This is a genomic window from Candidatus Tachikawaea gelatinosa (genome assembly GCF_000828815.1).
Taxonomy (GTDB): Bacteria; Pseudomonadota; Gammaproteobacteria; order Enterobacterales; family Enterobacteriaceae; genus Tachikawaea; species Tachikawaea gelatinosa.
In genome coordinates, this window is sequence record NZ_AP014521.1 from 1 (window position 1) to 13,638 (window position 13,638).

Annotated in this window: 12 protein-coding genes; 11 read left to right on the top strand and 1 reads right to left on the bottom strand. The window is 25.5% G+C overall.

The window, feature by feature from the left end; all coding sequences use genetic code 11:
- Nucleotides 1-14: 14 nt before the first annotated feature.
- The 11 genes from mnmG to glmS all read left to right on the top strand — a co-directional run bounded on the left by mnmG (nucleotide 15) and on the right by glmS (nucleotide 12,236).
- Nucleotides 15-1,904 carry a tRNA uridine-5-carboxymethylaminomethyl(34) synthesis enzyme MnmG gene (gene mnmG / locus TGUWTKB_RS00005; RefSeq protein ID WP_041063476.1) on the top strand — a complete coding sequence of 630 codons (1,890 nt, stop codon included), beginning with the start codon at nucleotides 15-17 and terminating at the stop codon, nucleotides 1,902-1,904.
- A gap of 471 nt (nucleotides 1,905-2,375) precedes the next feature.
- Nucleotides 2,376-3,200, top strand: a complete 825-nt coding sequence (atpB, locus tag TGUWTKB_RS00010) for a F0F1 ATP synthase subunit A (protein ID WP_041062243.1) — start codon at nucleotides 2,376-2,378, stop codon at nucleotides 3,198-3,200.
- 30 nt (nucleotides 3,201-3,230) lie between these two features.
- Entirely contained in the window at nucleotides 3,231-3,455 is a 225-nt protein-coding gene (gene atpE, locus TGUWTKB_RS00015; protein ID WP_041062244.1) for a F0F1 ATP synthase subunit C, read from the top strand.
- 93 nt (nucleotides 3,456-3,548) lie between these two features.
- Nucleotides 3,549-4,022 carry a F0F1 ATP synthase subunit B gene (atpF, locus tag TGUWTKB_RS00020; RefSeq protein WP_041062245.1) on the top strand — a complete coding sequence of 158 codons (474 nt, stop codon included), beginning with the start codon at nucleotides 3,549-3,551 and terminating at the stop codon, nucleotides 4,020-4,022.
- Between the two features lie 11 nt (nucleotides 4,023-4,033).
- Entirely contained in the window at nucleotides 4,034-4,573 is a 540-nt protein-coding gene (locus TGUWTKB_RS00025; protein WP_158499405.1) for a F0F1 ATP synthase subunit delta, read from the top strand.
- 21 nt (nucleotides 4,574-4,594) lie between these two features.
- Complete coding sequence (atpA, locus tag TGUWTKB_RS00030; protein ID WP_041062248.1) at nucleotides 4,595-6,154, top strand: F0F1 ATP synthase subunit alpha; 1,560 nt, start codon at nucleotides 4,595-4,597, stop codon at nucleotides 6,152-6,154.
- 18 nt (nucleotides 6,155-6,172) lie between these two features.
- Entirely contained in the window at nucleotides 6,173-7,030 is an 858-nt protein-coding gene (gene atpG, locus TGUWTKB_RS00035) for a F0F1 ATP synthase subunit gamma (protein ID WP_041062251.1), read from the top strand.
- Nucleotides 7,031-7,088: 58 nt separating this feature from the next.
- Nucleotides 7,089-8,486 carry a F0F1 ATP synthase subunit beta gene (gene atpD, locus TGUWTKB_RS00040; RefSeq protein ID WP_041062252.1) on the top strand — a complete coding sequence of 466 codons (1,398 nt, stop codon included), beginning with the start codon at nucleotides 7,089-7,091 and terminating at the stop codon, nucleotides 8,484-8,486.
- Nucleotides 8,487-8,519: 33 nt separating this feature from the next.
- Nucleotides 8,520-8,936, top strand: coding sequence for a F0F1 ATP synthase subunit epsilon (locus TGUWTKB_RS00045; RefSeq protein WP_041062254.1), 417 nt, complete (start codon nucleotides 8,520-8,522; stop codon nucleotides 8,934-8,936).
- Between the two features lie 52 nt (nucleotides 8,937-8,988).
- A complete protein-coding gene (gene glmU, locus TGUWTKB_RS00050) occupies nucleotides 8,989-10,359 on the top strand; it encodes a bifunctional UDP-N-acetylglucosamine diphosphorylase/glucosamine-1-phosphate N-acetyltransferase GlmU (protein ID WP_041062256.1) in 1,371 nt (456 codons plus the stop codon).
- A gap of 38 nt (nucleotides 10,360-10,397) precedes the next feature.
- Entirely contained in the window at nucleotides 10,398-12,236 is a 1,839-nt protein-coding gene (glmS, locus tag TGUWTKB_RS00055) for a glutamine--fructose-6-phosphate transaminase (isomerizing) (RefSeq protein ID WP_041062258.1), read from the top strand.
- A gap of 10 nt (nucleotides 12,237-12,246) precedes the next feature.
- Here the strand turns inward: glmS and mnmE are convergent, their stop codons facing one another.
- Nucleotides 12,247-13,617: a tRNA uridine-5-carboxymethylaminomethyl(34) synthesis GTPase MnmE gene (gene mnmE, locus TGUWTKB_RS00060; protein WP_041062259.1), complete on the bottom strand. Its 1,371-nt coding sequence runs from the start codon at nucleotides 13,615-13,617 to the stop codon at nucleotides 12,247-12,249.
- Nucleotides 13,618-13,638: the final 21 nt, after the last annotated feature.

A 13,638-nucleotide genomic window follows, 5' to 3' on the forward strand; every position in this document is an offset into this window, starting at 1 on the left:
ATTTTACTTTTCATATGAATAATACAAAAAATTTTTTTGATGTTATTGTAGTAGGTTGTGGTCATGCTGGAATAGAAGCTTCTATGGCTTCAGCTAGATTAGGAAAAAAAACATTAATATTAACTCAAAAAATGAACACTATTGGTCAAATGTCATGTAATCCTGCAATTGGAGGTATAGGAAAAGGACAACTTGTTAAAGAAATAGATGCACTTGGTGGAGTGATGGCAAACGCTATAGATAAAGCTGGAATTCAATTTAAAAAATTAAATTCTAGTAAGGGTATGGCAGTTAGATCAACTCGTGCTCAAGCAGATCGTATAATTTATTCAACAACAGTTAAAAATTTTTTAAAAAATCAAAAAAATTTATATATTCAAGAACATGTTGTTGATGATTTAATTATTAAAAATAATAAAGTTATTGGGTTAAAAACACAAAAAAAAATAAAATTTTTTTGTAAATCTATTGTATTAAGTGTAGGAACGTTTTTAAACGGTATTATCCGTATTGGATTATCTAGTTATCAAGGAGGGCGTGAGAACGATCCATCAGTAATTAAGTTAGCTAACTTTTTAAAAAGTTTACCATTTAAAATTAGTAGATTAAAAACTGGTACTCCACCTCGTCTTGCTAAAGATACTATTAACTTTAATAATTTAGATATACAGCATGGAGACGTTCCTATTCCATTTTTTTCATTTATTAATCAAAACTTACAACCTTTACCTCAAATACCATGTTGGATTACTCATACTAATCAAATAACACATAAAATTATTAGTGATAATTTTTATAAAAGCCCTGTATATTTAGGATTAATTAAAGGCATTAGCCCGAGATATTGCCCGTCTATTGAAGATAAAGTTATACGTTTTTCTGATAAAAAAAGTCATCAAATTTTTTTAGAGCCTGAAGGATTAAATAGTAACGTAATATATCCTAATGGTATTTCAACCAGTCTTCCTTTCGATATACAAAAAAAAATAGTTCAATCAATAAAAGGATTAGAAAAAACCACAATTATACGTCCAGGCTATGCTATTGAATATGATTTCATTGATCCTCGAGTATTAAAATCGACATTAGAAACAAAAAACATACATGGATTGTTTTTAGCAGGACAAATAAATGGTACAACTGGTTATGAAGAAGCAGCAGCTCAAGGATTAATAGCTGGTTTAAATGCTGCTCGATTTGCTATGGATAAAGAAGGTTGGTTTCCCCGTAGAGATCAAGCATATATTGGAGTATTAATAGATGATTTATGCACGCTTGGTACAAATGAACCATATCGAATGTTTACTGCTAGATCGGAACATCGTTTAATATTAAGGGAAGATAACGCTGATTTAAGATTAACTAAAATTGCTCATTCTCTTGGATTAATAAATGATTATCGTTTAAAACTTTTTGAAAAAAAAGTTGAAATAATAGAAAAAGAATCTCAACGATTAAGAGCACTTTGGATTGATCCACAATGTAATAATATAAAAGAAATCAATTGTAAGCTTAATATAAAAATAAAAAAAAAAACTAATGCAGAAAACTTACTAAAAAGACCTGATATTGATTATAATCAACTAACTAGTTTGAAAGAATTTGGTCCTCCGCTAACTCATTTAGATATGTCAGAACAAGTGGAAATACAAATAAAATATGCAGGATATATTTTAAGACAGCAAAAAGATATAGAACGTTATAAATTTTATGAAAAAGTTTATCTTCCCCAAAATTTTGATTATAGTAAAATTACAGGATTATCAAATGAAGTTGTTCAAAAATTAAACAATTGCCAACCTCAATCTATTGGACAAGCTTCAAGAATTTCCGGTATTACACCAGCTGCTATTTCGATTCTTTTAATTTATCTTAAAAAAAAACAGTTGCTAATTAAAAGTTAATATATTTTTTAATAGTTAATAACTGCAATTAACATATTGCAAAAGTATGAATTTTTTAGTATACAATGTTGCTTTTTATAGAAAAAAAAGATTTTATAAACATTTTTGATTATATGTTAAAAAATGTCATTTAAAAAAAGTCAGCAAAAAAAAATAACGATTTTGTAATTAAATAATATAAAATAGTTTCTTTATACTACGATAAATGCTAATGTTTTTTATAAGTTTGAATAGAAAATTATATTATATAAAGATATGTAAAATTAATTCTATCAATTGAAAACTGTAAAATTTATAAGTTATCATTATATAATAAATATATATCTAATTTTATTAAATTAATGTTTTGATAATTGCAAAAATTTTTAAAATTTGCATACAATATCAATTGATCTTATCAAGATTATTAAAGAAAAATTATAAATAATTTTTATATCTTTCATGTGTATACTTTATTTTAAAGGAAAAAATATGATAAAAAAAGGAGAAATATTAACAACACAAAATTATATTAAACATCATTTAAAACATCTACACTTTAATCTACGTACATTAAAAATAGTTAATGATCCTATTCAAGATAATAATTTTTGGATCGTTAATATAGATTCAATGTTTTTTTCAATTTTATTAGGTGCTATTTTTTTACTTTTATTTAAAAAAATGATTAATAGTTTTGTTAGCAAAGGTATTCCTGAAAAAAAACAAATTGCTTTAGAATTATTAATTAACTTTATTAACAATAATGTAAATGATATTTATCAAAAAAAAAGCAAAGTAATTGCTCCTCTTGCATTAACTGTTTTTGTTTGGGTATTGTTAATGAACACAATGGATTTAATCCCTGTGGATTTTATTCCATATATTGCTGAAAATTGGATAAAATTACCTGATCTACGTGTTGTTCCTTCTGCAGATATTAACATTACATTATCAATGGGATTAAGTATATTTTTATTAATAATTTTTTACAGCATTTATAAAAAAGGCAGTGTTTATTTCTTTAAAGAATTAATTTTAAAACCTTTTAATCATCCAGTATTTATTCCAATAAATATTTTACTTGAAACTATTACTTTAATATCTAAACCAATTTCTTTAAGTTTAAGATTGTTTGGTAATATATATTCAGGTGAACTAATTTTTATTGTTATCGCAGGATTTTTACCTTGGTGGAATCAATGGACTTTAAGTGTCCCTTGGGCTTTGTTTCATATATTAATAGTTTTTTTACAAGCTTTTATTTTTATGACTTTAACAATTGTATATCTTTCGTTAGCGTCAGATAAACATTAACTATTTATTACTTCTTTTATTGGAGAAAAAATGAACGATTTACTATATTTAAGCGCTGCTATAATGATGGGGTTAGCAGCTATTGGCGCTGCAATTGGAATAAGTCTTTTAGGAGGAAAATTTTTAGAAGGAGCAGCAAGACAACCAGATTTAATACCTTTAATTCGTACACAATTTTTTATTGTTATGGGTTTAATTGATGCTATTCCAATGATTACTGTTGGAATTGGTTTATATTTAATATTTTCTCATTAAAGTTATTTACTACTCTTCTACAAGTAATAGCGTACTTTCTGTTATTCAATTTTCATCTAACATTTTATACACTTTTTAAAAAGGCAATATCTCATGAATATTAATGCAACTATTTTAGGTCAATCTATTGCATTTTTTATATTTTTAATATTTTGTGCAAAATATATATGGCCACCTATTATTAACACAATAGAGAAGCGACAAAAAAATATTATTAAGGAATTTGAATCTATTGCAAATACTAAAAAAAAGTTAACATTAAAAAAAATTGGTCTTAATGAGACTATTCAAAAATCAAAAGAAGATGCAAAAGATATAATATTAAAAGCACAAATTTTACAACAAGAAATATTAGAAGAAGCTAAAAAAAAAGCTGTATTGGAGTACCATAGAATAATTAAAAAAGCTCATATAGAAATTAATAATGAAAAATTGAAATTACAAGAGGAATTGCAAAAAAATACGATATGTTTAATTATTAATAGTGTGAAAAAAATAATGACAAATTATTCTATGGATCATGTAATGAATAATCAAATGATAAAAAAAACCATTAAAGATTTATAATGGAATTATCAATGAATAACAAAAATGTTACTATCGCACGTTCTTATGCAAAAGCAATTTTCCATTTTTCAAAAGAACACAATCAAATTGAATATTGGCAAGAAATATTAAAACTTTTATCTAATATTTTTTGCGAGAAAGAAATAAAAGAACAATTACAGCACAATATTGTTTCAGAAAAAAAGATAGCAGAACTGTTAATATTAGTTTTAAACAATAAAATTAATAATTTTATTAAAAATTTTATTAAAATTTTATCAGAGAATAAACGTTTACTACTAATTCCATTCATATTAAAAGAATTCAAAAAATTGTATTATCAGTATAAAAATATTTTATATATAAAAGTATTTTCTGCTAATCAATTGAATGAAAAACAAATAACTATTTTAAAAAATAGCCTTAAAAAAAAATTTTGTATAAATATTAAATTAAAAAACGAAATAAACAAAAATATAATAGGAGGATTTTTAATAAAAATAAACGATCTAGTCATTGATTGTAGTATTAAAAATATAATTAATAACTTAAACAAAAAAATGCAATCTTAGTCTTAAAGGAAAAAATCATATATGCAACTAAACTCTACTGAAATTAGCAATTTAATTAAACAGAGAATTGCTGAATTCAATTGTTTTAAAGAAACGTATTCAGAAGGAGTTGTTACTGCAATTAGTGATGGAATTATTCGTATTTATGGTTTGTTTGATGTTATGCAAGGTGAAATGATTGTTTTAGAGAATAATCAATACGCAGTTGCTTTAAATTTAGAACGTGATTCAGTAGGTGCTGTAGTTATGGGTTCTTTTTATGGAATTACTGAAGGTATGAAAGTAAGATGCACTGGTCGTGTTCTTGAAGTTCCTGTAGGAAAAAGTTTGCTGGGTAGAGTAGTTAATGCTTTAGGTGAACCAATTGATGGATGTGGAAAAATAAAAAATTCATCCTTTTTACCAATTGAAAGAAATGCACCTGGAGTTATTGATCGAGAACCAATTAATGAACCATTACAAACAGGTTACAAATCTATAGATGCAATGATTCCTATTGGTCGCGGACAAAGAGAATTAATTATTGGTGATCGTCAAACAGGAAAAACTACAATCGCTATTGATACAATTATTAATCAAAAAAATTCATCTATTAAGTGCATTTATGTAGCTATTGGACAAAAAATTTCTACAATTACCAATGTAGTGAAAAAATTAGAAGAACATGATGCTTTAAATCATACTATAATTGTTGTAGCTACTGCTTCTGAATCAGCAATTTTACAATATTTAGCACCTTATTCAGGATGTTCTATGGGAGAGTATTTTCGAGACATAGGTGAAGATGCATTAATTATCTATGATGATTTATCTAAACAAGCAATTGCCTATCGTCAAATTTCTTTATTACTACGTAGACCTCCTGGTCGAGAAGCTTTTCCCGGAGATATTTTTTATTTGCATTCCAGATTACTAGAACGAGCATCAAGAGTAAACAAAGAATATGTAAATAATTTTAATGATGGAAATATTATAAATAAAACTGGATCATTAACCGCTTTACCAATTATAGAAACCCAAGCAGGTGATGTTTCTGCGTTTATTCCAACTAATGTAATTTCGATTACAGATGGACAAATATTTTTAGAATCAAATTTATTTAATTCTGGAATCCGCCCAGCAGTAAACCCAGGTATTTCAGTTTCTAGAGTAGGTAGTGCAGCACAAACTGAAATAATAAAGAAATTATCTAGTGGAATTCGTACTGCGCTTGCTCAATATCGTGAATTAGAATCTTTTGCACAATTTGCATCAGATTTAGATGAAGTTACTTTAAAACAGTTAACATATGGTCAAAAAATCACCGAATTACTAAAACAAAAACAATATTCAACAATGTCTGTTGCTGAACAAAGCTTATTACTATTTGCTGCTGAAAATAATCATTTAGATAATGTAAAGGTTTCAAATATTAGTCTTTTTGAAAACGAAGTTATCAATTATGCAAATTTAAACCATAAAGAATTTATGCAAGAAATTAATGAAAATTTAAAATATACAGAAAAAGTTAAAAAAGGATTTCAAAAAATTTTTAATATTTTTAAAGAAACTATTTTTTTTAAAAATTTAAATGAATGTTAAAAATGTAAGAGCAATAATATGTCCGATGTCAAAGAAATAAGAAAAAAAATTCAAAGTATTAATAATACAAAAAAAATAACGAAGGCGATGCAAATGGTTTCAAGTGCTAAAATGCGTAAAGCAAAAGAACGCATGATTTCTAGTCGACCATATTCAGAAGCAATGATAAAAGTTATTAATAACCTTGCATTAGGAAATTTAGAATATAAAAATGTTTATTTAGAAAAAAGAAAAATAAAAAGTGTTGGTTATATAATAATATCAACAGATCGTGGATTATGTGGCAATTTAAATAGTTTATTGTTTAGAACAATTCTTGAAAATATAAAAAATTTTACTACAAAAAAAATAACTATAAAAATAGCTGTAATAGGTTCAAAAGCCTTTTCTTTTTTTAGTACTTTTTGTAAAGACATTGTTACAAAAACTATTGGCATTGGAGATGATCCTTCTATCATACAATTAATTGGATCTATAAAAACAATGTTAAAATTATATGAAGAAAAAAAAATTGATCAATTATATATAGCTAATAATAAATTTGTTAGTACTCTTTCACAGATTCCTGTTATTACAAAACTTCTCCCATTACCCGAATCGAAAAAAAATAATTTTAATAAAAAAAATTGGGATTATATATACGAACCAAATCCTAAGATTTTATTAAATATTTTATTACAACGTTATATTGAATCACAAGTATATCAAAATGTTTTAGAAAATTTAGCTAGTGAACAAGCTGCTAGGATGATCTCAATGAAATCAGCTACTGACAATGGAGAAAAAATAGTACAAGAAATGCAATTTATTTATAATAAAATTCGTCAAGCAAGTATAACGCAAGAACTCAACGAGATTATTGCAGGTTTTCTTTAATTTAATTTTAAGAAAAACCACAAAAATTTTAATCATTAGCAATTATAGAGAAAGTATAATGATAACTGGAAAAATTATTCAAATTATTGGAGCAATTGTAGATGTTGAGTTTCCTAAAGAATGTATACCAAAAATATATAATGCACTTGAAGTTCAAAATAACGCAAGTAAATTGATTTTAGAAGTGCAACAACAAATTGGAGATGGTATTGTTCGAACAATTGCAATGGGTTCTTCAGATGGATTAAAACGTGGTTTAATAGTAAAAGATTTAAAAAATTCAATTCAAGTACCAGTAGGGAAAATAACTTTAGGAAGAATTATGAACGTTCTTGGTGAACCTATTGATATGAAAGGATCATTTCTAGAAAAAAATCAACAAAAAATTGAAAAAAGATCTATTCATTCTTCAGCACCATCCTATACAGAAATTTCTCCTGTTCAGGAGCTACTTGAAACTGGAATTAAAGTAATTGATCTTATTTGTCCTTTTGCAAAAGGTGGAAAAGTAGGTTTATTTGGTGGTGCTGGTGTTGGAAAAACTGTAAATATGATGGAATTAATTCGAAATATTGCAATTGAACATTCAGGATATTCTGTTTTTGCTGGAGTAGGAGAAAGAACACGTGAAGGTAACGATTTTTATAGAGAAATGTGTGAATCTAAAGTAATCAATAAAGTATCATTAGTATATGGACAAATGAATGAACCACCTGGAAATCGATTTCGTACTGCATTAACAGGATTAACTATTGCTGAAAAATTTCGTGACGATGGTTATGATGTATTACTGTTTATTGATAATATTTATCGTTATACTTTAGCTGGAACAGAAGTTTCCGCATTATTGGGACGTATTCCTTCAGCTGTAGGTTATCAACCAACATTAGCAGAAGAAATGGGTACCTTACAAGAAAGAATTGCTTCTACAAAAAGAGGTTCAATAACATCTGTACAAGCTGTTTATGTTCCAGCAGACGATCTAACTGATCCTGCTCCAGCAACTACTTTTGCGCATTTAGATTCAACGATTACTTTAAGTAGACAAATTGCTTCTTTAGGTATTTATCCAGCTGTTGATCCTTTAAATTCTAATAGTCGTCAGTTAGATCCATTAATTGTTGGACAAGAACACTATGATATTGCAAGAAACGTACAATCTATTTTACAACGTTATCAAGATTTAAAAGATATTATTGCGATCTTAGGTATCGATGAACTTTCTGAAGAAGATAAATTATTAGTTTCTCGTGCAAGAAAAATACAAAGATTTTTATCACAACCATTTTTTGTTGCAGAAGTCTTTACTGGTTCTTTAGGAAAATATGTTTCTTTATCAGAAACTGTACAAGGATTTAAAAAAATTATTACAGGCGATTTAGATCATTTGCCAGAACAAGCTTTTTATATGATAGGGAATATTAACGAAGCAATTGAAAAAGCAAAAAGAATATAAAAAACAAAAATAACTAAAAAAATAAGAGTTATTATGAACTATTGTTTAAATATAGTAAGTGCAGAAAAACAAATTTTTTTGGGATTAGTAAAAAAGATTCAAGTTTCCGGAACCGAAGGAAATTTAGGTATTTATCCTAGACATTCCCCTTTATTAACTACTATACAACCAGGAATGGTTTTTTTAGTTAAAGAATCAGAAGAAAAAGAATATATTTATATTTCTGGTGGGATATTGGAAGTTCAACCTAAAAATGTAATAATTTTAGCGGATACTGCTATTCGAGGTGAGGAACTAGATGAACAACGCGTTTTAAAGGCTAAAAATATAGCAGAAAAAAATATAAAACTTAAAAATAATGATATAAATTATACAAAAGCCGTAATACAACTTGCAAAAGAAATAGCGAAACTACGTGTTATTGAATTAACAAAAAAATTAAGGCAATAATTTTATTTACGGTTTTTAGAAAATTAATAGGTATTTTTATATAAGGAAAAATATGTCTGATAGAAAGATAATTGTCTTAATACTTGCTGCAGGAAATAGCAACCGTATGAATTCTGATTTATCTAAAGTTTTACATAATTTTTCAGGTAAACCATTAATTCAATATGTATTAGACGCAGCAAAATCAATAAATCCGTATATAATATATTTAATACATAATAAAAATAATGAAAAATTGTTAAAAAATTTATTATCTTATTCTAAGTTATATTGGATTCTTCAAAAGAATAATTTAGGTACTGCAAATGCAGTTAATATGGTATGTCCTTATTTTAAAGATAAGGAAGAAGTTTTAATTCTTTATGGTGATGTCCCACTTATTTCTCAAAAAACTTTAAAAAAATTAATAAAATTTAAAAAAAATAACGATCTTGTAATTATAACAAAATATCTAAAAAAAAATAATGATTATGGACGAATTTTACGAAAAAATTCAAAAGTAGTTAAAATTATTGAATCTAAAAATGCAACTAAAGAGCAGCTATCTATTAGTGAAGTTTATACTGGTATATTAATAGCTAATTCTGCAGATTTAAAACGTTGGATTCCAAATGTTAAAAGAGATCATATAAATAATGAATATCTTTTAACTGATATTATTCATTTTGCATATCAGGAAAATAAAAAAATTGCTGTTATTCATCCTCAATTTATTGAAGAAACAGATGGTATCAATAATCAATATGAATTGAAAAAACTTGAAAAAATTTATCAAAAAAAAAGAATTAAAAAACTTTTAATTGATGGAGTTATACTTAACGATCCTGATCATTTTTATTTAAAAGGAGAAATGATATATGGAAAAAATTTAGAAATAGATACAAATGTTAAATTAAATGGTAAAGTTATTTTAGGTAAAAATGTAACTATTTCATCGGGATGTATTATTTCGAATAGTACAATAGGTGATAATTGTCAAATAAAGCCATTTTCAATTATTGAAGATACAATAGTTTCTTCTTTTTGTATTATTGGTCCTTTTGCGCATTTACATTCTAACAATATAATTAATTCTAATTCTTATATTGGTAATTTTGTTGAAATGAAAGAAGTAACTTTTGGTGATAATTCAAAAACTAAACATCTTTCGTATGTAGGTAATGCTTCAATAGGGAAAAACGTAAATATTGGAGCTGGAACAATCACATGCAATTTTGATGGAAAAAACAAACATCCTACAACAATTGGAAATAATGTTTTTATTGGTTCTAATACAGAAATTATTGCTCCACTTGTTATTGAAGATAATGCAATAATAGCAGCTGGTACCACTGTTAAAAAAAATGTTAAAGAAAAGGAATTGGTATACAACAAAAAAAAACAAATTCATATATCTAATTGGAAAAATATAAAAAAATCTTAAATAGAAAATTTTATTAGTATAAATTAGGAAAAAATATTATGTGTGGAATTATAGGTATATTTTCAAAAAAAGACGTTGTTTATAAATTATTAGAAGGACTAAAACGTTTATCTTATAGAGGTTATGATTCAGCTGGATTAGTTGTTATTAAAGAAAAAGGGATTTTTACACGTTTAGCTCGTGCAGGAAAAATAGAAAATTTAATAAATTTAGTAAAAAATAGCAATTTTCCAGCAGGAGCTATTGGAATTGCACATACAAGATGGGCTACACATGGAAAACCGTCTGAACAAAATGCACATCCTCATATTTCACAAAATATTATTGTAGCTCACAATGGTATTGTAGAAAATTATGAAGTTTTAAAAGAAAAATTAATAAAAAATAAATACGTGTTTACTTCTGAAACTGATACTGAAGTAATTACACATTTAATACATTTTGAACAAAAAAATGGAGGAAACTTAAAAGAAATAGTTTTACGCGTTATTAATCAAATAGTAGGAACATATAGTTTAACAGTGATGGATCTGTTAAATCCTACAGTATTAGTAGGTGTTTGTTTAGGAAATCCTTTAGTTATTGGTATAGGAAAAGAAGAAAACTTTATTGCTTCAGATCAAATAGCTTTATTTCCATTTACAAATAAATTTATATATTTAGAGTACAATGATATTGTAGAAATAACACATTCTCGTATCACAATTTTTAATGAAAATAATGAAATTGTTAATAGACCTGAAATAGTTCAAAAAAATCAAGATGTATATCAAAATAAAGGAAAATATCGTTATTACATGAAAAAAGAAATCCATGATCAACCATATGTTATTACAGAAACTATTAATTATTATTTAAAAAATAAACAAGTTAATATGAGAAATTTAGAAAATAATAATATTTTAAATACGGTAAAAAAAATTCAGATAATAGCATGCGGCAGTTCTTATAATTCTGGTATGATTGCACGTCATTGGTGTGAATCTTTAGCTAATATTTTTTGTAATGTTGAATATGCTTCTGAATTTCGTTATAAAAAAAATATTTTAATAGATAAAGATAGTTTATTTATATTTTTATCTCAATCAGGAGAAACAGCAGATACATTGCAATCTTTAAATTTATTGAAAAAAAAACATAAAAAAATAATATCATTATCAATTTGTAATGTTGAAAATTCATCACTAGTACGTGCATCTGATATTTCTTTAATTACAAAAGCAGGACATGAAATTAGTGTTGCTTCTACTAAAGCTTTTACTACTCAATTAATTGTACTTTTTTTATTAATTATTAGAATTGGTGTACTAAACGGTAAAATTTCTCAACAATCGGAAAAACAACTAATTTTTGAATTAAAAAATTTACCTCAAAATATAAATAAAATTTTTCATCAAAAAGATTCAATAAAATTTTTAGCTAATAAGCTCTATAAAAAAAAACATATCTTATTTATTGGTAGAGGAAATCAATATCCAATTGCTATAGAAGGTGCGTTAAAAATAAAAGAAATCACTTACATACATGCAGAAGGATATGCAGCAGGTGAATTAAAGCATGGTCCTCTAGCTTTGATTGATCCAGAAATTCCTGTAATAGCTTTATTATCTAAAAATAATCAAATAGAAAAATTAAAGTCTAACATTGAAGAAATATGTGCTAGAGACGGTGTAATATATATATTCGCTGATGAAGAAATTAATTTTATAAAAAACAACAAGAATGTTCATGTAATTTCTCTTCCTAAAACTTCTGAAGAAATTGCTCCTATTTTATATGTGATACCTTTACAACTCCTATCATATTATATTGCTTTAATAAAAGGAAACGACATTGATCAACCAAGAAATCTTGCAAAATCAGTTACAGTAGAATAATATTTGATCACTATTTTCCTATACAAAAACTATTGAAAATATCTGTAAGAATTTCATCGCGTGATATATGTTTTCCAATAATTTCATTTAATAAATTTTCTGATAAACGAAGATCTTCTGCTATTAATTCATAATAATTATATTGACTATTATTCTTTGCTTTTATTATTTCGTTAGAAGCTTTTTTAAGTAAGTTTAAATGACGCTCTCTAACAAAAAAATTACAATTAGTATTTTTAAACAAAATGTTTTTTTTTAGATATTGATATAAAATTTTTATACCTTTTCCTGTATATGTAGATAAACGTATAACATATCGGTTGTTAATTTTTATGATTTCTTCTTTTTCTTGAGTAAGATCAATTTTATTATGTATAATCGTTATTGGTACTTTGTTAAATATCACTGAAAATTCAGGACAAATTTTTTCTATTTGATAATTTGGTTTAGTAGTATAAGCATCAATTACAAAAAAAATATGATCAGCTGTTTTGATCTCATTACAAGCTTTTTTAATACCAATTTTTTCAATTTCATTTTTACTTAAAAAATTTAATCCTGCAGTATCAACTATAGATACTTGTTTTTCATCTATATAAATATTTTCACGTAAAACGTCTCTAGTTGTACCAGAAATTTTGCTTACAATAGCTGCTTCATATTTTAATAATGTATTAAACAAACTAGATTTACCAGCATTCGGAAAACCTGCAATAACGATTTTCGTGTTTGCTGTTGTTAAATGATTTTCAGAAGCTTTTTTATAAAGATTAATCAATTTTTTATGAATACTGTTTATTTGGTTATGAATATTTTGATCGCTTAAATGGCTGATATCTTCTTCTGGGAAATTAATAATTGATTCCAAATTAATACGTAATTTTTTAATTAAATGAATTATCTCTTTTAAAAAATTAGAAAAAAAACCTTGAAGAGAGTTTACAGCTGCACGTATTTCTTGTATTGAACTTGCGTTTATAAAATCAATAATCGATTCTGCTTGAGTTAAATCTAATTTGTTATTAAGAAACGCACGTTTACTAAATTCTCCAGGTTGAGCTATTCTAATATTAGGTATAGAAATAATTTCTTTTAATAATATTTTTAAAGCTAAAGGACTACCATGTCCTTGTAATTCTAATAAATCTTCTCCAGTAAAAGAATTAGGTTTTTTAAACCATATAGCAATACCTTTGTCAATAACAATACCTTTAATATTTTTAAACGATGAATAATGTGCATAACGAGCTTTAGGAATATTTCCTAATATTTTTTGAGCAACATATGAAGATAAAGCACCAGATACTCTTATAATACCTATCCCAGATCTACCAATATTTGTAGAAATCGCTGCAATAGTATCATTCTTTTCATTATTCATTTTATTTTTAATATTCCTTGT